Genomic DNA, 24,146 nt, shown 5'->3' on the forward strand with positions numbered 1-24,146 from the left:
CTATTATAGTTTTTAGCTGTATTTCCATTTTTAAAAACTCATGAAATAAAATTATATAAGCAGGTGTATGATCAATCTACTGAATATTTAGGATAATCTAATTATCATAAAAAAGAGCAGACTGAGTTATTTCAAAATCAATAATAAAGTGATTAATTACCAATTTTTAAATGGTGCACCTAAGAATCACTTTCCTTTGAAATAGCTCAGTCATTATAAATAATTTAATACTGTAATTTATAGAATTTTTTCTCTTTGGAGATAATTACATAATGCACCTAGTTTATTAGCATCATTTCCAAATACGCATGTTTTTAAAACTGGTTTTATTTTTCCTTCCAAATCACTGCTCATAAGTATGTCGATTCTCTTATTTATTTCCTCAACATATTCTGTTCTTTCACTTATCGCCCCACCTAAAATAATAACTTCTGGATCATAAGTATATTGAATGTTATATATTCCTGCTGCCATTATAAAATAATATTTATTAACTTCATTAATTGCTATCTCATCTCCATTATTACACAAGTCAAAAACTTTAACACCATCAAGGCTTCCTTCATCCAATCCCTTTAATTTCTCAACTTTTCTTACTAATGCTGTGGTAGATCCAACCTTGCTCCAACTAGCAAATTTAAGTTCTCCCTCTAATTCACAGATTATTGAACAGTAACCAAATTCTCCTCCATGCTTATGAACTCCACCGTGAATCTTCTTATCCTTAACTATTGCTCCACCTATACCTGATCCACATACAACAAATGCTAAATCTTTATTGTCCTTCCCAGCTCCAAGCCAACATTCCCCAAGGGCTGCGCAATTAGCATCGTTTTCAAGTTCAACGTTTAAATTTGTCTTTTCATTTAAAATCTCTTTAAAGTTAGGCCCATGTATATATGGAATAGCACTTGTTCCTCCTATTAATCCACTTTCACTATCAACTGCTCCTGGAGCACTTATTGCAATTCCTTTAACATCAAATTTTTCCTTCATTTCATTGGTTGTTCTTGATAACTTAGAAAAAAATTCTTCTTTATCACTTGGAACATTAAACTTCCCATTTTCAATAAATTCTCCATTTTCGTTAATTACAGACCATTTTACTGAGCTTCCACCTATATCAAAAACCATAAATTTTCTCATTGAAAAATCACCTCTATATTTAAAATCTAATTATAGTATAATTCAAATAGCCGTCTCAATATTATTGTTTTGAGACAGCCATTTGATTGTTAAATATAATTTTCTATCTAAAATCCGTTATTTTTTGCAACTTCTTTAATCCATCTTCCTGATTTTTTAATTGTCTTCTTTTGAGTAGCTAAATCTACAGAAATAAATCCATATCTATTTTTATATGCATTAGCCCATGACCAACAGTCTATCGGAGTCCATGTATGATAACCAAAACAATTAGATCCTTCACTTATCCCTTTATGAAGATATGATAAATGTTCCTCATAGAACTCTATTCTATAATCATCTTCTATAACTCCATCTGCATTTATATATTTTTCTTCCCCTTCAACTCCCATACCATTTTCAGATATATACCATGGAATGTTGTTATAATTATCTCTTATATTAATCGCTATATCATACATACATTGTGGGTATATCTCCCATCCTCTATATGGATTCATTCTTCTTCCAGGCATTTCATAATCGTCAAAATACTTATTAGGCATCCAACCTTTTGACTCGTCGAATTTTTCTTCCTTAGCTTTTGCTCTTCTTGGTTGGTAATAGTTAACACCTAAGAAGTCAATTGTGTTGTTCTTTATTATTTCTAATTCTTCTTCTGTTGATTCCCATATTACATTATCTTTGGTTAAAATTTCAACTAAATCCGTTGTAAACTCACCTTTTATAGCTGGATCCAAAAATGAATTGTTAAAGAAATCTTCTGCAAATTTAGCAGCTTTTACATCTTCTTCATTTTGTGATCTTGGATATGAAGGCGTTAAATTAAGAATAATACCAATCTTCCCACCATTCTTACTACAATCTGATTCTTTAAACTCTTTTATAGCCTTTGCTGATGCCAAATTTAGATTATATAAAACTTGCACTGCTTTTTTCCCATCAACTATCTTTGGATAATGGAATTGATATAAATATTCACCTTCAACTACAACCATAGGTTCATTAAATGTTGCCCAATGTTTAACTCTATCTCCAAATAACTCAAAGCACTTCTTTGCAAACAATGCAAATAAATCTACTACATGTTTTGATTCCCATCCGCCATATTTATCATATAATTCAACTGGTAAATCAAAATGGTGTAGATTCATAACTGGAAGGATATCATTTGCAATACATTCGTCTATTACAGCATTATAGAATCTTAAACCATCTTCATCTACTTCTCCAGTTTCAAAATCTTTTATTAATCTTGTCCATTGAATTGATGTTCTAATACTATTTAAACCTATTTCTTTAATCAATTTTAAATCTTCTTTATAGCTGTTATAAAAGTTTGATGCTACATTAGGGCCTACTCCATTAAAAAATGCTTCTGGTTCTATATCAAACCAATGATCAAATACACTATCATGCTTTTTATTAAATCGTCCTTCACTTTGTGGACCTGATGTTGCTGATCCCCACCAAAAGTTTTCTGGGAACTTGAATTGTATACTCATCTTATGCCTCCTAGATTTCTTTATTTAAATTATGTTATTTTCTCCATACGTTAAATATTTATAAAATAGTATTTTCTTCTATAACATTGCGGCACCAATAAGGCCTGCATTATCACCAATTTGCGCTATTCTTATATCAACAACAGATGGATCTGAAACCTTAGTCTTAGTACACTCAATAATTTTAGGTAGCAAGTAAGTATTATATATTAATACTGCTCCACCAATAACTACAGTTTCTGGATCTACTACAGCTATCACATTAGCTATACCAATTGAAATATTGTTAATCCATTTTTCTATTACCTGGACAGCCTTTTCATCATTGCTTTTATACAGATCAAACACTTCCTTTGTGCTTAATGTTTTTCCATATGCTTCTGATGCTATTCTAGCTATATTTACACCACTACATTGTCCTTCAAGTCCGCCTTTATTTGTACCTGCGTGACTATACTTGTCCTCATTTATTATCATGTTGTAGATTTCTGCTGTTTGACTATGTGCTCCATTTATAATCTTCTTATCAATAATTAATGCGCCCCCAACTCCAGTAGAAACCGTTATATAAAATACTGATTCGCATTCTTTAGCACTTCCAACTAAACTTTCTGCAAGCCCTGCTACATTAGCGTCATTATTAACTTGAACAGGCACTCCCAATTTCTCACTTAGATATTCTTTTATATTAAAGTTTTCCCATCCTTTCAAGTTAACAGGATTTAATAATTTACCTAATTTTAAATCTAATGGTCCTGGTGCACCTACTCCCACTTTTTCTATTTCATAACTGCTCCATTGTCCCTTTATTTGATTAACTAATTTATTTAAGTTATAAGCTGCCCCCTTTTGCACTTCGTTTTCAACTTTAAATATTTGTACTATATCTCCCTCCTTGGATATAACTGCTGCCCTTAAATTTGTACCACCTATATCTATTCCTATAAAAAACGATATTGTAATCTCCCCCTAACTATATTAATAATCATTTTGGTATTTACTTTATTAATATAAATTACTCTCCTGTATTCAATTATATAACACTATATATCACTTATCAATAATATGTTATGTCATTTAATACATAAAAATATTATTTTTCACTCTTGCTTTATAAATCGAATCTAATTTATCTGTTTTTATTAAAAGGAAAAAGATAGATAATATATCTATTACTAAATTCACTGTATTGAATACTTCAATCTTATACTATAGCTATTCCATAAATTCTACTTAATCCTCTTATTTTCTTTTAAATACTAATATTTAAAAGAAAAGAGTATCAATTTTATAAATTAATACTCTTGCTCGTAGTAGTTTTTATTCTTCCATTAATTTCATATATTAGTTTATCTTAATTACCTAAGTTTTGTACAAACAAAACCATAGCATTTTCCAAGTTATAGTTTCTCAAAAATAAATAAAGGATAGTGCCCAGCCTTAATGAATAATTTTACCCTTGGTAATTATATGCAAATATAGCTTTTACCTTTGCAGGAAATCTAGATAATTGACTGCCCCAAAAATTAAACTTTAAATTTATCAACTTCTTCAATCATTTCATTCATCATACTATTCAGTATTTGTGCTGCTGAAGCCACTTCTTCAGTTGAAGCATTCATTTCCTCTGAAGATGCTGAAATTTCCTCTGAGGATGCTGAAACTTCAACTGAAATAGAAGATAAGCCTTCTACTTTGGTAATAATACAATTTTTATCAGTTTCTATTTTCTCTGCTGAATTTTTAACAATTTCAATTTTGGGAATCACTTCATCAACAGCTTCTATAATTTTTTTAAAGGATATTATTGAATTTTCTATTACATTAACCTGATTTATTAGCTCTTGATCCATGTTAACAGAATCTTCAACTATAACGTCAGTTTCTTTAAATATTCCGCTTATTAGTTTACTGATGCTTTCTGATGACTCTTTTGATTGTTCTGCAAGCAGCCTAATTTCGTCTGCTACTACTGCAAAACCTTTTCCAGATTCTCCTGCCCTTGCTGCCTCTATAGCAGCATTTAATGCTAATAAATTTGTTTGATCTGCAACATCATTTATTAAATTAGTGATTTCGTTTATTTTATTCACACTATTTCCAAGAATGGCAATTTTATTAGAAAACACTTTAAATGATTTACTTACATTAGATACGGATTGATTTAATCCATTCATTTCCTTACTGCTGTTATTTGCCATTACACTTATTTCTCTGGAATTTGAATCTACATTTTGTATCTCTTTAACCATTCCAGATAGCTTATTACTAAATTCATTAAGAATTTCTGTTATATGTATTAATTCCTCTGATTGATTACTTGTTCCTTTAGCTATTTCAGATATTGCCTCTGTAACACTTTGTGAGACATTTGCTATTTCTTCAGAAACAGATGATAAGTTTTCTGATTGTGCATTAATATTTGAAGAATTATCTTTTACCTGCTTTATCATCTTTCCTAAAGATTCCTGCATTGTTTTCATTGAATTTGTCATTTCTCCAATTTCATCTTTTTGATTTAAATATTTTAAAGGAATTTCTTCACTTAAATTACCACTTGCCAATGCTTTTAGGTGGTTTGACGTTAATTTAATTCCTTTTGCTATTTTATTCGAAATTATATATATAATAGCAATACCAATCAATATGAATACTATAGAAGATAAAATAACAGAAATCTTTAAAGTATTTAATTCTGATAATATTTCATTTTCTGTTACTATAACTCCTACAGACCATTCAGTTCCACTAACTGGAGCATAACCCACATACTTTTCCGTTCCACCAAAGGCATATTCACCTATTCCTGTTTCCCCTGCCCCCATCTTAGTTTCAATGTCTGCTATAGCTTTTAGTGAAGGATCTTTTTTTGCTTCTTCAACTGGATTATACATGCTTGTAACCTTATCTTTATCGGGAACAGCTATATCAGTTCCATCTTTTCTAATCATAAAAGCATAACCTGTTTGTCCAATCTTAACCTGATTAGTTAATTCGCTTAAATAATTACCGTCTCTTGTTTCTATTAGTACGCCTACAATTTTATCATTATATTTAACAGGAACTGCATATACAACTACTACCTGTTTATTAGCATCTTTAGTTACTATTGGATCTGATACATTATCTTTACCTGCTAATGCATTTTGTAAATATGCTCTATCTTTAACATTAGTAATTGTTCCATCTGGTTTTAAAATATCTCCATTAGTTTCTACAAATTCTAATCTGATACTTCCCATTCTTTTGCCTTCATTTGCAAGAATTGGCATCTTTGTTTCTGTTGCAATATTAGGATCACTTATTTCCGTTCTTGCTGCAATAGCATCTAATGATTTTAATTGCCCTTCAAGTCTTCCCGACACGCTGCTTGCCGTCTGTTCTGCAATTTTAGGCAAAGTTTTACCCAAATTTGACCTTAAAGCTTTAGATGAATTAACAAATGAAATTGCTCCTAAACCAATACATATAATTCCTAAAAGTAAACCCAAAAACACTATTAATTTTGTTTTTATACTCTTCATAATATTTCCTCCATGACTATTTAAAACCTCTCATAACCAATAAATCCATGATTTCACTCAGGTTGATTTTATATTTTCCTAGATATTAAAATGGTGACCATATTACAATGATCACCAAAATAAAAAATAAAATTTATTATTAAATGCATTCTGGCAACCTGACAATCATAGAAAATTAAATTCCCGTAGACTCATAGTTTTGCGGCCTTATCTTTCAATAAGTGTGCTATTAACATTATCTTTTTATTATTATATTCATAAATTTTAAAAAAACTTTTGATTACTTAACGCTGTTATGTAAAATATTAAGTACTGTACGTAAATCAGCAACTGCTATCTGTCCTGGTGCTGAAGCTTTCTTTGCTGCTCCAAAAGTCAATGCTGAGCCAAACACTTCACCTGCTAAACGGCTTATAACTCCAGTACCTGCCATAGACATTGTGATGATTGGACCTTCAGCATAATTTTGAACCATTTCATTTGTAGCTGATAGTAAAACTAATACATCAGTTGTATTTTGTGGCATTACTGCAATTTTAGGTAAATCTGCGTCTAATTCCTGCATTTTTCTTAAACGTGATACTATTTCTTCTTGGGAAGGTGTCTTAAAGAAATCATGATTTGACATTACAACTTTAACACCACAAGTATGTGCTGAAGCAACTATATCTTTAACAATTTCATCACCTGTGAAAAGTTCCACATCAATTAAATCTACTAATCTAGTTTCTGCAATTTCTTTATTTAATTTTGCATAATAATCTGTAGATACTTCTTTTTCTCCACCTTCTTTTTTACTACGGAATGTAAATAAAAGAGGTGTATTTGAAAGAAGTTTTCTTAAACTTACAAGCAATTCTTTAACCTTTTCGATATCTTCTACATTTTCATAATAATCAACGCGCCACTCAACAAGATCTAAACTAATATCTTTTAGTGCTGCAATTTCATCAGCAAGTTCTTCCTTTGTTTTACCAACAATAGGAACACAGATTTTAGGAATTCCTTCACCCAATATAACGTCTCTAACTTTTACTGTTTTTTTCATGATAATCCTCCTGTTACTTATAAATATACCTAAGTCAGTTAAGAGTTAAGAATTATGAGTTCAGAGTTAAGGAAGAAAAGCCGCTGGCTTTTCAATAATTATTTATTTTTAGAAATAGCTTTGCTATTTCATCCTTAACTCTTAACTTTGAACTCTTAACTCTTAACTGATTTAAACTTTTAACTGAATTAATTTATTAATTTTAGAAATAGCTTCTAATATAACAAACTTAAGACTTGCTATACTAGAAGCCATATTAATTTTTTAAGTATGTGTTAAATATTATTTAATATTTAAATATTCTTTCATATGTTCAATAGGCATTTCTTTTCCAGTGAAAAGTTTAAATGCTTCTGCTCCTTGGTATAGCATCATGCCATCACCGTTCATGTATTTGCATCCTACTTTTTCTGCTGTTTCTAGTAATTTAGTTACATGTGGCATATAAACTGTATCTGCTACAATTAAATCAGGACGTAAATAAGTTTCATCTGGAATTACCATTTGACCTTCTAATGGTTTCATACCAACCCCTGTAGCATTAGTGAATATGTAGCTTGATTCAATTTCACGTCTTAATGCATCAGTATCAGCTAAATCAAATAATTTAACTTTACAATTTGTTTTCTCATTAAGTTTTTTAACTGTTTCTTCAGCTCTTGCCCAGAATTTATCTTTTATATTGAATATAGATATTTCTGCTACACCATCTAAAGCAGCTTGTACTTGAATTGCTGTTGCAGCTCCGCCTGCTCCTGCTATGGTCATCTTCTTTCCAATAACGTCAAATCCGTTATCTTTTAATGCAGTCATAAATCCAATTCCATCTGTAATATGTCCAGTTAACACACCATCATCGTTTACAACAGTGTTAACTGCTCCTGCAAGTTCTGCTGCTGGAGAAAGTTTATCTAAATATTTGTGAATAACTGTCTTGTTAGGCATTGAAACATTAGATCCACGAGCTTTTAAAGCTTTTAACCCATTTACTGCTGCTTCTAATTCATCATTTCCTACTTCAAATGCAAGGTATGCATAATCAAGTCCTAAATATTGAAATGCTTCATTGTGCATTTTAGGTGAATTAGTATGTTTTATTGGAGTTGCTATCAACCCTATTAATGTAGTATAACCTGTAATACGTCTTTCCATATTTCATCTCTCCTAAATCTTATAATTTTTATTTATTTGTTAAAAATTTATTAATGTTACTATAATTATATAATATGTCTATTTTTAAGAATATACCAATTAATTCTTCTATTATAATCAATAGAAACTTTCTATGAATCAAAATATCTGAAAATAATAAATTCAATTACTCAGAAATTTCAATTCGTTTAGGTTTTCCAATAATAAATATGTAAGAAAAAGCTCCTAGAACACCCATACAAGAAACAAAAACTAATGCAGAAGCATATGATCCCGTTCTGGCAATCAAATAACCAACAATAGCTGGAGATAAAGCTCCTCCCATATTAGCTACAAAATTATAAACTGAACCACACAAACCTACTAATTGTCTAGGCATTATTTCAGAAAGCAATGCCCAGGAAATAGCTGATGCCATTCCTTGTCCGAAGAAAGCTATACACATAAATACAATAACAAGTGCAATATTATCAGTATAATTAGCACACATAATAACAGCTGACATTAATAGTCCAACTATTACAGGAATTTTACGTGCTATTCCTATTCCATATTCTTTAGAAACCATCCAATCTGACCATCTTCCAGCTATTAAAACACCAGCAATTGCTGCAAAGTATGGCAATGCTCCATAAATACCCATTTTTAATATAGCCATATGTCTTTCAGTTACAAGATAAGAAGGAAACCATGTCATAAAAAAGAATAGTATTGCTGTAATAGAAAAACCACCTATATACATTCCCCATAACTGACGGCTTGTGAAAAGATATTTCATTTGTTTCCATGTAACTTTATTCTTTTCTGCAACAGTATCTGAAAGGCCGCCCCCATCTTTAATAAGATCAATCTCAGCTTGATTAACGCCTTTTGATTTTGATGGATCATTATAATGAGTGAACCAAAAAATTGCAAATATAAGTCCTATTGCACCGGTAGCTATAAATATAGCTTTCCATCCAAAAGTTACTAAAAGCCATGTTAAAATAGGAGTACATAATGCAAGTCCTACATATTCAGCTCCAGTGTATGCACCAATTGCTAATCCACGTTCCTTAGACGGAAACCATGTAGTAACAATACGTCCATTCGCTGGAAAAGCTGGTGCTTCAAAGAAGCCAAGTCCTAAACGGCAGCCTATCATACTAGCAAAACTATAAGTAAGAGACATAGCTCCCGTAAATGTAGACCATCCAAGAAGTGCAATTCCATATACTATTCTAGGTCCTAGACGTTCAAGAACCCAGCCACATGGAATTTGTACGCATGTATATGACCAGCTCATAGCAGAAAATATTAATCCCATTTTGGCAGCATCAAACCCCATATCACTTGAAATAAATGGAGCAGCAACAGAAATATTAGCCCTGTCTAAGTAATTGATGAAAGTTATAATACAAATTAAAAATAATACAAACCATCTTCTCTTAGTTGGTTTTTCTTTAATTTTACCTATGTTCTCTTGACCCATTATTTTCCCTCCAATACTAACCTTATTTATTATAGTTTTTGTTATATGATTTATTTTATTATAATATTTGATATTTTGTAAAACTAAATAATGTTAAATTCACGTCTAAGAGAATTGTACATCCCTTCTCTTATCCATAATGTCAAAGGAGCTGGCACCATATCAAACCCATGGCAAACACGTGGTAAACTATATAATTCTGTAGGTACTGAAAATTCCATAAGTCTTCTAGCATATTCCATACCTTCAGTACGAAGTGGATCATACTCAAGTGTAACAACAAATGTTGGTGGTAAGTCTGATAAATCTCTTGCTAATGCTGGAACTTTTTTATCATATATTTCAATATCATCTGGCACGTCACAATGTTTAAATGGTTCAATTATTTTGTTTACTTCATTCATGTCTGTTGGAAGATTTCCTAGAATTTCATATCCAGGTTGAAGCTTTTTTACTTTCATTTAACAACGCCTCTTTTATAAGAAAATTTTAATAATTATTTAACCAATGGAATTTCAGGAATAGATCTATATTTTCTATCCTTAACTTCCATGATATGTTTATCAAAAAACTTAAGAACTTTCCACATATTTTCATCAGTTCTAAAAGCTTCATCTCCATGAATTGCTGCTTCAAGTAAATCAATATGTACATCTTTATCTCCACAGAATCTTACATACTTATTAAAAAAATCTATTGCTTGAAGATATGGCACTACTGTATCAGATGTACCTTGTTGGATTAGCATTGGAGGCATATTTTTATTAATGTGCGAAACTGGGGATGCATCTGCATATTTGTCTTCGTTTCCTTTTAGTTTACATCCCATTAGACGTTCTGTAACTCCATCATCTTCATATTTAAAAGTTTCTCCTACTCTAACAAGCTGTCTTTTATGTTCTTCTGTTTTAACCAAATCAAAAACTCCATACCAGGTTGCTACAGCTTGTACACTACTAGAGTACTCTGAATTACCCATTGATAAATCTTCAAATTTAGATTGTCCTTCTGTAGCTGCTAACATTGAAGCTAGATGGCCCCCTGATGAATTGCTTATAACTCCAATTTTATCTGTATTTATGTTATATTTTTCAGCATTTGCTCTTAAAAATCTTACTGCTGCCTTACAATCGTATATTTGAGCAGGCCACTTTGCATCACCACTTAATCTATAATTTATAGTTGCAACTGCATAACCTTCAAATACCAATTGAATACCTGATCTTGTATGAATATTTCTTTTATCTCCAAAAAACCATGCTCCTCCATGAATATTAATTACTACCGGAAATGGCCCCTCGCCTTCATTTGGAATAATTATATCCATTTTTTGATGTTCATGTTCACTTGCATATGGAACATCTAAGTAAGTTTTATTAAATACCCTTTCTACATCTAACATTAATAATGCTTCATTTGACACTTCAACACCAATTGCATCATTTCTATCTATCATAACAATTCCCTCCTATAGCAGTATTTTTAATATATATCTATAATAATAAGTAAATATCACAGGTATATATAATCAACATTTACAATTATAATTTATTAATAAGCAGCAAATATTCTACAAACTTCGCTCTTCTTCAGAACATTACAATTTTTGTAAACGTTATATGAATATGCATTTCTTATTTATTTTCTAAAGAACTTTTTACCATGTTCTTTGGTAGTATTAATGTAGCCAAACCTCCAATTATAAGCATAGCTGTTAAAAAATACATTCCAACTTTTGAAGATCCAGTTACTGTATTAAAGTAACCAACTGCATATGGACCTATAAATGATCCTAATCCCATAGCAACAGCCATAAGTCCCCTTGCTGGTCCATCAAGTTCTTTAACAAGTACAAGAGATGGTATTGAATAATAGCTTGGCATATGCCCTTGTATAAATAGACTAACAATACACAACATTCCAATATCTACTACCGGTCCCATAGCTGCACCTGAGATATTAGCTATTATCAGTGAAACTCCAAACAGAACAAGTGGTAACCCTGTAGTCAGTCTTCTATTTTTAATTTTTGTTGCAAGATATGAAAAGATCCAAAGACCCATTAATGTGAAAAAACTTGGTACTATAGAAATAAATCCTACATTTAGAATATTAGTTTTTGTAATATCTTTAATCATTGTAGGCATCCAAATAGTATACCCAAACTGACCTATGTTTACAGTAAATCCTATAATACATAAGCTCCATACATATTTGTTAGAAAGCAGCTGTTTCAAAGGTAATTTTTCACTTTTTACTTCAACATCTCCTGCTACAATTTTAGCTGTTTCTCTTTCTTCTTGTATAGTTGTTTCTATATAATCTAATTCTTCTTCGCTTAACCACTTTGCTTCACTAGGTCTATCAAAAATAAACAATTGCCATAAAATAAAACCAACAAAACTTAATGCACCAAGTATGATGAATAAATTTCTCCACCCAAAAAATTGTATGAGGGTTCCTCCAAGAGGTCCCATAGAGATTGCTGCCACTGAAATAGCTGTGAAATAAGTTGAATTTGCTTTATTCCTCTCACCGTCTTTGTCAGGAAACCAAAATGTAAATAATGTAGTAAGTCCTGGAGAAAAAGCCCCTTCACAAAAACCAATGCAAAATCTAACTAATACTAACTGCCAACTGGTTTGTACAAAAGCAGTTAATATAGTAAATATACTCCATCCAGCAATACATAAACCAATAAATTTTTTAACTTTTCCTTTTTGTGCTAGCTGCCCAGCTGGTATAGAAAGAAATAATACACCTATTGAGAAAACTCCCGCTGCCAAACCTGACATAGTAGAGTTTAAAGCAAGTGCTGACTGAACTCCACCTGGTAATGCTATACTTATAATTTGTCTATCTATAAAGTAGAAAAATGTTGTAATAAAACATATTGGCATAATATAAAACCATCTTGCTCTAGGTACTTTTTTCTGTAAAGTTTCCATATAATACAACCCCTTTATAATATATTTTTACTTTCCATAAACCCCTTACTATAAGCCTCTATAATAGATAGTTTAAAATTTAACAAAAATACTTCACAATAACCATCATACTTATCTTACATTTAAAATGTATTTCATAAATATGATGGCATTGTATATAAAGTATATTTATTAATTATGTATAGTATATATTTAATTTATAGCTTCTTTAGAATATTGTTTATTAACATATATTGCAAGTACAATACCAATAACAGTAATTACTGCATTGAATAATACCACATATTTAGGACCATCTACACCACCTGATTTTGAAATGTAACTAGCAGCATTTAATATTACATAATTCGCTACACTAGATGCAATCATAACTATAGATGTAATCTTACCTTTGTTTAGTGGGAACATAGAATTTGCTGTTGATACAGCTAATTGAAGTACACCACCTGCTGCTGAATATCCAATTACAAATCCACCAATCAAGCAAATTCCTGGTGTTTGTACAAAGTATATAATCATTAACATAATTGCAGAAATTAATGGGTATATGATAAGTACTCTAACTGGTTTAATAAAACTTTTTACAAGTACAGCTGTTACTAATACAGCAACCATTGATCCTAATGCATAATAAGTTTGAATTTGGCTTGGATTAGCTAATCCATATAATTTACCTAATTCCTGATTACAGTTTAACCATAATTGGAAAGTAGATGTACATGTAAATCCAATAAGAATAACTGCAATGCTTGTTGCTGTGAACTTCATTTTTTCTGATTGTGCTGGTGCTTCTTTTTTTGTTGCTACATCAGCATTTCTTGGTGGGAATGGCGCAATTGCAATTAAAACACCATCTATAGCTAATGCTATACCTGTTACAAAGAAAATAGTTGTATAAGACATATTACTTGCTGCAATAAAACCAATTACAAAAGGAAGTATAAATTGTCCAATTGATATTGAGAATTTTGTAAACATATTAGCAACATCACCAGAATTTACAAAAATCTCTAAGCATGATGGAGTAACACATGTATCTAAGAATGAGTTAGCTGCACCACCTAGTAAAGCAAATGCATAAGCAACATACATATTTGGAGATATTGCAATACCTATAAAGTAAGCTACGTATAAAACTACACCAGTTAATCCAGATACTTTTCTTCCAAACTTATCGGAAATAGGTCCTGAAAATGGAAGTGTAATTAAACGTCCAAGTCCTAATGCTGCAATAACTGCAAGTACCATACTAACATCAAAAGTACCATTAGATAATTTGTCTGCACCCCATGCACCTGCAAAGTTTTGTTTGTATTGTCCTAGTATTGATACCCCAATACCATGTACGAAATATGTAAAATATAGTGCTAGGGCCGTTGGAAAATATTTTTTTGTATTCATTGATTTTTTCTCCCTTCGTTTTTTAATTGATAATATATTATTAATTCAAATGATAACTTTATAAATAGAAATAAACTATAGTTTTTGTTATTTTTTTAACTTTTTTCTATATGTTAAGGTAGTCGAATACCCATCTTTTTAATGGGCTGGATATAAAACTCCAGCCTATTAATTATTAAAAATACATTATGAAGAGGCATTCAATTACTAACACATGTTAATTAATGGTACTATATTCAATTATTATTTAAAAAATAATTCATTAACTTCTTTTGCAGGCATCTCTAATCCAGTATATAATTTAAACGCTTCTACACCTTGCCATAAAAGCATACCTATACCGCCTACAGTTTTGCATCCAGCAGCTTCAGCATCTTCTAGGAGTTTTGTTTTTCTTGGATTGTAGATTACATCTGCTACAACTAAATCTTTTCTAAAAACACTTGTATCTTTTATTGGAGATTGATCTTCACCAGGATGCATTCCTACATGTGTTGCATTAACTAAAATATCACTTTCTCCAATTTTCTCATTAAGTTTTTGAGTATCTTCTAAATCATATAAATTCAAAATACATTCTGAGACTTCTTTTCTAACATTTTCAATAGTTTTTTCAGCTTTCTTGTAAAAATCATCTTTTATATTGAAGATATTTATTTCTTTAGCTCCATCTAACGCACATTGAACCTGGATTGCTGTTGCAGCACCACCAGCACCTAAAATAGTAATTTTCTTATTTTTTATATCTACTCCATGTTCTTTCAAGTTACGCACGAATCCAACACCATCTGTAATGTTTCCAGTTAATTTTCCCCCATCATTTACGATAGTATTAACTGCCCCAACTAGACGCGCTGCTGGAGATAATTCATCCATATATTTAACAACTTCATTTTTGCATGGCATTGTTACGTTAGCGCCTTTTATATTTAATGTTCTAAAAGCTGCAATAGTATCCTTCACTTTTTCTATTGAAATATCAAAGGCTACATATGCTGAATCTATTCCTAACTTTTGAAAACTATAATTGTACATGGCCGGAGATCCTGAATGACCTATTGGTGTACCAATTAAACAATATAATGCTGTTGTTCCTGAAATTCTCTTTTCCATAAATATCCCCCACATTTTTAATATCTTATTTTAAGATATTAATTATAATTTCATTGCTACTTCCATTGCTTCAGCTGTAGCATCTAATGCTCTACGAGCTCTTACTGCATCTCCTACAACGTAAGTTTCTTTTACTATTTCTTTAACTTTTTCACTTAATGGGTCATAATTACGTGCCCCCATGGCAAGTACTACTGAATCAAAACCTTCAAGAGCATGTTCTGATCCATCTGGTAATGTGTAAGTAACACCACCTTCAAAGAATTTTGCAACCTTTGCATTAGTAACGCTCTTTATCTTATATTCTTCAAAGTCTTTCATTAAGAATTTACGGTGTTCAGAAATCACGTCTGCTCCTACTTTATCACGAAGTTCAATTACTGTAACATCATGTCCTTGTTCCCCTAAGAAATCAGCTGTTTCGCAGCCAACCATTCCTCCACCTACTACAAGCACTTTTTCACCACAAGACTCTTTTCCATCAAGAAGATCAACTGCATGTATTATACCAGAATCATTAATTCCCGGAATTGGAAGAACTAATGGTTTTGCACCAGTAGCAATAACCACTGCATCAGGTTTTTCTGCTTCTAAAACTTCAGTAGTTACTTCTGTATTCATACGAACTTTTACTCCGTATTCTTCACATTTAGCAATATAACTACGTACCATATTTGTAAGATCTCCCTTTCCAGGAGGATAAGCAGCTAAACGCATTTGTCCGCCAAGTGTATCTGTTGCTTCAAATAATGTTACATCATGACCTCTTTTAGCTGCTGCCCATCCTGCAAGCATACCACCAACTCCGCCACCTACAACAAATACTTTCTTTTTAGTTTCAGCTTCTTTCAATTCGCCTTCATAACCAAGGAATGGATTAACAAGACACTTAACAGGATTTCCTTGATACATATTGCAGACGCAGCCTTGTAAACAGGCAATACATGGATTCAACTGATCTAAACGTCCTTCTTTAGCTTTATTTGGTGTATGAGGATCAGCTAAACTTTGACGTCCAAATGCTACTAAATCGCAGCGTCCTTCACGAACTAGTAATTCTGCATAATGTGGTTCAGTAAAACGACCAACTATTATAACTGGAATATTTACAGCACGTTTGATTTCTGTAACAAGCTCTGCATTAAATCCGCCATGTACAACTGTTGGAGCCCACATGTATTCATCTTTAATATGTACAGCACGTGAAACATGAAGACCATCTACTCCACATTCTTCTAAGTAAGCAGCAATTGTTGCACTATCATGAACATCTAATCCGCCATCTACTTCATCAGAGCTATTAATACGACAAAGAATTGCCATAGATTGCCCAACTTTTTTACGTATATTCTCAATTATTAAACGTGGTAAACGCATTCTGTTTTCAAAGCAACCGCCAAATTCATCTACACGTTTATTAGTTCTTGGAGAAAGGAAACTATTAACTAAATATCCATGCGCACAGTGAACTTCTACTGCATCTGCCCCTGCTTCCTTTGCACGCACTGCTGCATCACCATAAGATTCAATAAGTTCATAAATTTCTTCTCTAGAAATAGCAATAGGTGTAGTTCTTCCTAAAGCTGATGGTATAGCCGAAGCTGCTTTAAGTGGATATCCAGCAACTTTTGCATTTCCTTCTGGGCCAGCATGCTGAAGTTGGATAGATACTTTTGAACCAGCTTCATGACAAGCATCGATAACACGTTTAAAACTTTCTACAGTGTTATCTTCAAATAAACATGGCTTACGTGGTCCACCCTTAGCTGTCTTATCTACAACAGTAGCTTCAAAAGTAATTAACCCAAAGCCTCCAATAGCACGTTCACGGTAATAAGCTAAAGATCTGTCGCTTAATGTTCCATCTGTATTTGCAAAATTGTTTCCCATTGGTGGAACCACAAAACGATTAGGAACTGTCATTGGTCCAATCTTTATTGGCGTAAACATTGACTTAAATTTCATAAAAACAATTCATCCTTTCATTATTAGTCTCATTTTAATTTTTTATCTTTGGTTTTTTTAAATTGTCTTTTGTTTCTTTAAATATCTTATATAATAATTCATTGTCAATTAGAATTTATATACTATTTATTTTTCAGGTAATACTTCTGGCCAAGCTTTTTCTAATACTTTTATAGTATTGTCATATGTATGTTTAGCAGCCTCTGCAACACCTTTTGCTAAAATGGCATCACTTATTACTTCAACACCTATACATGCTGGTTTTATACCCTTTTCTTTAATCATACGAACAAAACCTTCTGTTACATTTATTCCTGTACCTGGTGCAAGTCTGTCATGCATTGATTCATCTCTTAATATAGATTTTGCATAAGGTCTTTCATAAACATCATTGATTTGAATAGATACGATTTTGTCAGCTGGAATACCTTCTAACAATTTAATATCATTATCTTGGTTTGCTCTTGCCCAATGCCATGTATCTAAGATAAGTTTTGCATTGTCACAGCCTGCAGCTTTAACTACTGCCCATCCTTTTTTAATATCTGGAATACCACTATATGGCATTGGTTCAACACCAATTATATATTTGCCTGCTCTTTGACATAATTCTTTCAACTTTTGTGCAGTATGTTCTACACTATAGGTTTCCATTAAGCCAATATTTATATGTTGAACATTGAATAATTCACACATATGGAAACACATTTGTTCTTTGTATTTTTGTTCATAAGATCGGTTATCTTCAGCCCAAAGTGTAATGTATTCAACTTCTGTAACCTTCATGTCATATTTTTTAAGAATGTCAAGAATATCAGAATCAAATAGCCCTTCATTTAATGCATCTACATATGTTTCAGCACGAAGACCTATTCCTTTATATCCTGCTTCTTTAGCTGCTTTAACTCTTTCTTCAAATTTGCATTGATCTCCTAATGTCCATGAGCTAACTGTAAGTGGTGGACATTGATTTTGTTCCTCGCAAGTATTATTAATATTTTTATTATTCATGGTATATACTCCTTTCAATATAAAAAAACATTGATATCTAAATAACATTGATATCGATTTCTAACTTTTGTTTAAAACACTGTTCCTATAAAACATTAATCATTCTACCGGTAGATTGAAAGCTGAGTCCCATTTACTAATCAATATTATTGGAATCTTTATATATATTATATTATAGGCCTATTTAGAAAACAAATTGATAATATCCTAACAATCTATAGATTTTGTATATAGTTCATGTTATAATTTCACCATAAGGCACCCAAGAATTAAGTGCCAAGTACATACATATGAAAGCGAGGTGCAAAATTGAATTTATATCATCTACGTTATTTCATAACTCTAGCACATTTAGAACACTACACAAAAGCTGCTGAAAAGTTAAATATTACTCAGCCAAGCTTAAGCAGTGCAATTTCGTCATTAGAAAAAGAACTCGGTGTTTCACTTTTTGAAAGAGATGGAAGAAATGTTGTATTAACTAAAACTGGAAAAATGTTTTTTTCTGCTGTAGAAGAATCTTTAGAGATTCTGGATTCAAATGTAAAAACCTTGAAATCCATCAGTAATGGAGAAGGTACAATTGATTTGGCTTTTCTTCGAACATTAGGAAGTGATTTTGTCCCAGATGTTACAGCAGGCTTTCTAAAGGCAAATTCTGATAAGGAAATCAAATTTCACTTTTATACAGGTGTAACTGCTGATATTTTACAAGGACTTAAAGATAGGAAGTATGATATTGCATTTTGTTCCAAAATTAAAGAAGAACATGCTATTGAGTTTATTCCAGTTGCCAAACAAGAACTAGTATTAATAGTTCCTATTGATCATCCACTTGCAAGCAAAGATACCATAGATTTAATTGAAACGATTTCATATCCTCAAATTATTTTTACAAAGAAAAGCGGACTTAGACCAATAATAGATGATTTGTTTAAGCAAATTGGAAAAACCCCAAAAGTTGCATATGAAGTTGAAGAAGATCAGGTAATAGCTGGATTGGTTTCTAAAAATTTTGGCATTGCAGTTTGTCCTAATATGCCTATTCTAAATTCTATGAATTTAAAAATCATTCAGATTGAGAGTCCAAATTGGGAAAGAATTTTTTATTTAGCAGTTGTAAAAGACAGACCGTTAACACCAGTCGTTCAAAAATTCAAGAATTTTGTTATAGAATACTCAAAACACAATTTTATGAACATGAGCTCTGTAAAGAAATAAGAAATTATTTTTACTTCTGATTTATATTACACTTAATTATAAATTAGAATGCAAAAAGATGATAGATTTTATGGTTTTGTAATCTGGTTATTACATATTTTTGCTCTATATCTATCATCTTTTATATTTTATTATACTATTGCATCCCTGCACCATATAGCCCAATATTCATGACAACCTTGTTCTATTTCATGACATTTCATACAATCTTCAATTGTACATTTTCCTAAACATTTAGCGTATTTGTTAACCTCATTCTTTAAAATCTCCTCGTTTACCATTTCATTTTTTACTGTGTTATTTTTCATTTTTTATGCCCCCTTATATTTATATTATTAATTACTTTTTAAATCTAAATTAGGATTTTATAATTCTATATCTTTTTAATATAAAACTTCGCTTTTTCTTAATTATCTAGAGCTTTCTATTATATGAAGTATTTAATTGGTTAAATATTATATATATTATTTTTTATATAAAAAAAACGCCCTTTGAATTTTCAAAGGACGGTTTATTAACCGTGTTACCACCTAATTTTATCAACAACTCACGCTGTAGACCTCAATAAGTATCTAAATAAATACTCTACATTTTTAACGGATGTTACCGGCACCTCCTACTAAAAAACATTTCAAAGGGCAGCTCATAAGATGAATTCAGAAAAACTATTCTACGCACCTCTCATCAACCGGTTGCTTTCTGTGAAGAATTCTTGTTTTCGTACTACTTCTTAGTCATAGCTTTTGATTACTTTATTTTTATTATAATACCTCTTTTTTATGCTTTTGTCAATATAATCTATGCAAATTTTTCACTTTATTTATAGATTAAATTAATGAATAATTAATAGGGAATGATGAATGATTTCGGTTGAAATTATCAGAAAGAGTGAATATCCAGAAAGTAAATAAGTTCTTAATTGCAGAAAAGTTCCGCATTGCAGCATAGCTGCTCTTTTCATAAGTGTATGCTTTCCTACAAAAATCAAAAATGCCACCATCTATAAACAAATGGCGGCAATTTATTATTCTTTTTAATAAAGGGCATTATCTTTTATCTGAAAGCACCCATTACTTCTAAAGTTTTTAAGATATTTCTACCTTCTTCAGTACCGTTTATTATTCTTCTTGCTCTTACACTGTCTCCAATGTTAAGAAGTTTTACACCTTTTTCTTCAGCATATGCCTCAGCCATAGGTAAATCAGTTACTTCTGCTCTCATTCCAAGACATACAAATCCATAGTCAAAGTTTATATCTACAATAGCACCTTCAGGATTCTTTACTGTAAATGAACTTTCATTAACAGATTGAAGTGCAGTACTTGTAAGCTGCTTAACATTATTTTCTTTCATCATGTGATATGCATCAAGCTTAGTATTAGTATCAAGATCCTTTCCTATTACAGGAAGCATTTCAATATCTGCAACCTCTGCACCTTTTTCAGCAAAAAATTCTACAACATCTAGACCTACAGCTCCACCACCTACAACTACAACTTTCTTTCCTTTGCAGTCTTCTTTATCAAAAGCATCGATGTTTTCAATGAAACCAAATGTTGATTTAACTCTTCCACCTTCTTTATCTATATGTTCTTTTAAACCTGATATTGGAGGAAGAAGTGGCTTTGAGCCTGTTGCATTTACTATAATGTCTGGCTTTACTTCGTCTAATGCTTCCTTTGTAGCTCTTGTATTAAACTTTATAGTTAAGTTTGGAAGCTCTTTTGCTCTGTTTTCTAAATATTCTACAAAATAATGAATTTTCTTCTTGGCAGGAACTGTTCCTATCATCCAAGCTAATCCACCTAATCTATCCTTTTCTTCAAATAATGTTACATTACATCCAACTTCAGCAGCTGTACATGCAGCTTCTAATCCAGCGGTACCTCCACCTATAACTGCAACATTAATATTTTTCTTTACTTGTCTATCTTTATAAGCATCTTCAAATAAAAGATCTGGATTTACTGTACAACGAATTGGCTGAGATTTTGCCAAACGGTGATCAGCACATCCTATATTACAAGAAATACATCTTCTAAGAAGGTGTTCTTCTCCACTTGCAACCTTGTTAGCCCAATATGGTTCTGCTATTAAACCACGTCCCATAGCGATAAGATCTGCATCTCCTTTTGCTATTACTTCTTCGCAAACCTCTGGTGTACGGAAATTTCCTGAAGTTATTACTGGCTTGTCAAATTTTTCTCTTATAGCTTTAGCCATATAACTTCTCCATCCTTCTGGAAGGCTCATCTTATCATGCTGTAAATATAAAGTATCATTTTGTGCTATAGAAACGTTTATAAAATCAACTTTTTCTTGTAGATATTCCATTAATTCAAGTGTATCCTCAAGTGTATTTCCGCCTTTAATCATATCATCAGCACTTATTCTTATTGCAATTGGAAATCTAGGACCCACTGCTGCTCTTACTTCATCTATAACCATTCTAGGAAATCTTGCTCTGTTTTCAGGGCTTCCACCAAATTCATCTTTTCTGTCATTAAATAAAGGTGAAATAAATTGACTAAGTAAGTATGAATGACCACCATGAATTTCTACTGAATCGAATCCTGCTAATTGAGCTCTTGCTGCAGATTCTCCATATTTTTTTGCAATAGCTTTCATTTCATCTAAAGTTAAAGGTCTTGGAATAGTTCCACCTGTTTTTGATGGAATATTTGATGCTGAAACTGGCTGTGCTCCATTAAGTCTTGCTCCATAAGCTGATGCTCCTGCATGGTTAAGTTGAATAGATACCTTTGCGCCATAAGCATGAAGTCTTTCAACTAATGTATATAATCCAGGTACATATTGATTATCATCAATTCTGCACTGTTTTGTTCCATTAGTTCCCATTGGATAATCAACGCATGCATTCTCTACAATGATAAGTCCTGTACCTCCCTTAGCTCTCAATTCATAATATTTAATCATCTCTTCCGATACTTCTGCACTAACGGTTGCAAAGTTGCTTCCAATAGGTGGCATAACTGTTCTGTTTCTTAATGTCATTCCATTAATAGTGATTGGTGACAAAAGATTTGTATATTTACTTTTCATAATTTTTCCTCCTATTTATATGTACCAATATTTTGCTCATTTATTTTATGTTTGTTTAATATTTAACTTGATTGATTAAAATTTAACTTAATCTAGGTGACTTAATAGATATTTATCTTTATATTTATATTTTAATATCTCTTTATTCATTAATCTAATATCTTTTTCAAGCGTTATTTATAGATTTTATCTATTAGTCATGTTATACTTAATTTAAATATCAACAATAAAAAATTAGAGAGGATTGAATTTCCATGAACTTAAATCATCTACAATATTTCAGGGTTTTAGCTAAATTAGAACATTATACTCAAGCTTCTAAGGAATTATCAATTACCCAGCCAAGCTTAAGTCATGCTATATCAACTTTGGAAAAAGATTTAGGAACTTACTTATTTGAGAAGGAAGGCAGAAATGTAAAATTAACAAAATATGGACGCTTTTTTCTACAATATGTTGATAGTGCTCTTAATGAATTGGAAGTTGGAGAAAAAAAACTAAAAGCCTTAGCAGATTCTACCTCTGGTGTAATAGATTTAGGATTTATATACACCCTCGGTGCTTATGTTATGCCAAATCTCATTAAAGAATTTTTAGATAAGGAAAAATTTAAAAAAATATCTTTTTCTCTTTTTCAAGGTACTACTCATAATATTATTACAGGGTTAAAAAGTGAAAAGTTCGATTTAGGCTTCTGTTCTTTTGTAGAAAATGAGCCAGATATAGATTTTATACCTATTCTTGAAGAACAGCTAGTCTTAATTGTTTCAAAAGATCACGAATTAGCTGCACTTGATAGTATTGATTTAAAAGATGTAGCAGACTATCCTTTTGTGTACTTCAATAAAGAAAGTGGTATCCGTCCTCTTATAGATAGTTTGTTTAAAAAGGTTAATATAACTCCAAAAATTATATGTGAAGTAGAGGAAGATAGTGCCGTTTTAGGTTTAGTAGCTGTTGATTATGGTATTGCCATTATTCCTAATATAGCATTGATTAAGAGTTTCGATGTGAAAATTATACATATAAATAATCCTATTGTTAAAAGATACATTTATCTTGCTTCTGTAAAAAACAAATATATTTCTCCATCTGCAGATCAATTTCGAAATTATATTATAAAAAATCTAAGTGAAACTTTATAATTTACAGATACCGAAATAAGATACATATTTATTCCAGCGGACTTATGAAATTTTCACTGGATGAGTTCTAAGTGGAAGGTTGCACTCATTTCTGCGTGTTCCTAAAGTAAATTTATGACAAGCAGTAAATGAAACAACCTTCCACTAAGAACCATCACAGCTTAATTTCAAATGCCTCTTTCATATCATGACCTTTAGGTTACAAATATGTATCTTATTTCTATGTATTTATGTATATTTTAAAGTATAAATATAATTTATAAATTGGATTTCTAAACTAATAGTTATACTATTTTAACCTATTGATACGACGACATAAATTTTTTAACCTATAGACTTAACAAAGCTAGATAAATATAAAAAAGCTCTTCGATAAGAAGAGCGCAATTTAGCAATCATTTTCTTATCTTGTAGAAACTCTACAGGAATTGGC

Annotated in this window: 18 protein-coding genes, 1 riboswitch and 1 other annotated feature; of the genes, 2 read left to right on the forward strand and 16 right to left on the reverse strand. The window is 31.3% G+C overall.

The genetic code is table 11. The features are described from left to right. Nucleotides 1-237 precede the first annotated feature (237 nt). The 14 genes from ACJDTP_RS20295 to ACJDTP_RS20360 all read right to left on the reverse strand — a co-directional run bounded on the left by ACJDTP_RS20295 (nt 238) and on the right by ACJDTP_RS20360 (nt 18,284). Nucleotides 238-1,146: an ROK family protein gene (locus ACJDTP_RS20295; RefSeq protein WP_406762240.1), complete on the reverse strand. Its 909-nt coding sequence runs from the start codon at nt 1,144-1,146 to the stop codon at nt 238-240. Between the two features lie 107 nt (nt 1,147-1,253). Further along, on the reverse strand, nt 1,254-2,651 hold the full coding sequence (locus ACJDTP_RS20300; protein ID WP_406762241.1) for a glycoside hydrolase family 1 protein: 1,398 nt from the start codon (nt 2,649-2,651) through the stop codon (nt 1,254-1,256). Nucleotides 2,652-2,729: 78 nt separating this feature from the next. After that, complete coding sequence (locus tag ACJDTP_RS20305) at nt 2,730-3,608, reverse strand: ROK family protein (RefSeq protein WP_406762257.1); 879 nt, start codon at nt 3,606-3,608, stop codon at nt 2,730-2,732. A gap of 569 nt (nt 3,609-4,177) precedes the next feature. Next, complete coding sequence (locus ACJDTP_RS20310) at nt 4,178-6,175, reverse strand: methyl-accepting chemotaxis protein (protein ID WP_406762242.1); 1,998 nt, start codon at nt 6,173-6,175, stop codon at nt 4,178-4,180. 149 nt (nt 6,176-6,324) lie between these two features. Further along, nucleotides 6,325-6,413, reverse strand: a riboswitch (cyclic di-GMP riboswitch). 42 nt (nt 6,414-6,455) lie between these two features. Beyond that, nucleotides 6,456-7,223, reverse strand: a complete 768-nt coding sequence (gene aroD / locus ACJDTP_RS20315) for a type I 3-dehydroquinate dehydratase (protein ID WP_406762243.1) — start codon at nt 7,221-7,223, stop codon at nt 6,456-6,458. A 282-nt stretch (nt 7,224-7,505) separates the two neighbouring features. Further along, complete coding sequence (locus tag ACJDTP_RS20320; protein ID WP_406762244.1) at nt 7,506-8,375, reverse strand: shikimate dehydrogenase; 870 nt, start codon at nt 8,373-8,375, stop codon at nt 7,506-7,508. A gap of 166 nt (nt 8,376-8,541) precedes the next feature. Then, nucleotides 8,542-9,846 carry an MFS transporter gene (locus tag ACJDTP_RS20325; protein WP_406762245.1) on the reverse strand — a complete coding sequence of 435 codons (1,305 nt, stop codon included), beginning with the start codon at nt 9,844-9,846 and terminating at the stop codon, nt 8,542-8,544. Nucleotides 9,847-9,929: 83 nt separating this feature from the next. Beyond that, complete coding sequence (locus ACJDTP_RS20330; protein WP_406762246.1) at nt 9,930-10,307, reverse strand: alpha/beta hydrolase fold domain-containing protein; 378 nt, start codon at nt 10,305-10,307, stop codon at nt 9,930-9,932. A 35-nt stretch (nt 10,308-10,342) separates the two neighbouring features. Beyond that, nucleotides 10,343-11,302 (reverse strand): alpha/beta hydrolase fold domain-containing protein, encoded by a 960-nt coding sequence (locus ACJDTP_RS20335; protein WP_406762247.1) that lies wholly within the window; start codon nt 11,300-11,302, stop codon nt 10,343-10,345. A 178-nt stretch (nt 11,303-11,480) separates the two neighbouring features. Further along, nucleotides 11,481-12,794, reverse strand: coding sequence for an MFS transporter (locus ACJDTP_RS20340; protein ID WP_406762248.1), 1,314 nt, complete (start codon nt 12,792-12,794; stop codon nt 11,481-11,483). Between the two features lie 192 nt (nt 12,795-12,986). After that, nucleotides 12,987-14,195, reverse strand: coding sequence for an MFS transporter (locus ACJDTP_RS20345; RefSeq protein WP_406762249.1), 1,209 nt, complete (start codon nt 14,193-14,195; stop codon nt 12,987-12,989). Between the two features lie 243 nt (nt 14,196-14,438). After that, on the reverse strand, nt 14,439-15,308 hold the full coding sequence (locus ACJDTP_RS20350; RefSeq protein ID WP_406762250.1) for a shikimate dehydrogenase: 870 nt from the start codon (nt 15,306-15,308) through the stop codon (nt 14,439-14,441). Nucleotides 15,309-15,350: 42 nt separating this feature from the next. Continuing rightward, complete coding sequence (locus tag ACJDTP_RS20355) at nt 15,351-17,273, reverse strand: oxidoreductase (protein WP_406762251.1); 1,923 nt, start codon at nt 17,271-17,273, stop codon at nt 15,351-15,353. A 126-nt stretch (nt 17,274-17,399) separates the two neighbouring features. Beyond that, complete coding sequence (locus ACJDTP_RS20360) at nt 17,400-18,284, reverse strand: sugar phosphate isomerase/epimerase family protein (RefSeq protein WP_406762252.1); 885 nt, start codon at nt 18,282-18,284, stop codon at nt 17,400-17,402. Between the two features lie 309 nt (nt 18,285-18,593). Here ACJDTP_RS20360 and ACJDTP_RS20365 point away from each other — a divergent pair, with 309 nt between their 5' ends. After that, complete coding sequence (locus ACJDTP_RS20365) at nt 18,594-19,505, forward strand: LysR family transcriptional regulator (protein WP_406762253.1); 912 nt, start codon at nt 18,594-18,596, stop codon at nt 19,503-19,505. A gap of 131 nt (nt 19,506-19,636) precedes the next feature. On the opposite strand, the gene ACJDTP_RS20370 is transcribed toward ACJDTP_RS20365, so the two are convergent. Both ACJDTP_RS20370 and ACJDTP_RS20375 read right to left on the reverse strand, forming a co-directional pair. Further along, nucleotides 19,637-19,813 (reverse strand): hypothetical protein, encoded by a 177-nt coding sequence (locus ACJDTP_RS20370; protein WP_406762254.1) that lies wholly within the window; start codon nt 19,811-19,813, stop codon nt 19,637-19,639. Between the two features lie 191 nt (nt 19,814-20,004). Further along, nucleotides 20,005-20,252: a binding site (T-box leader), on the reverse strand. 306 nt (nt 20,253-20,558) lie between these two features. Continuing rightward, a complete protein-coding gene (locus ACJDTP_RS20375; protein WP_406762255.1) occupies nt 20,559-22,568 on the reverse strand; it encodes an oxidoreductase in 2,010 nt (669 codons plus the stop codon). Between the two features lie 254 nt (nt 22,569-22,822). Here ACJDTP_RS20375 and ACJDTP_RS20380 point away from each other — a divergent pair, with 254 nt between their 5' ends. Next, nucleotides 22,823-23,713 carry a LysR family transcriptional regulator gene (locus tag ACJDTP_RS20380; protein WP_406762256.1) on the forward strand — a complete coding sequence of 297 codons (891 nt, stop codon included), beginning with the start codon at nt 22,823-22,825 and terminating at the stop codon, nt 23,711-23,713. Nucleotides 23,714-24,146: the final 433 nt, after the last annotated feature.

It is taken from the genome of Candidatus Clostridium helianthi (genome assembly GCF_045310795.1).
Taxonomy (GTDB): domain Bacteria; phylum Bacillota; class Clostridia; order Clostridiales; family Clostridiaceae; genus Clostridium; species Clostridium helianthi.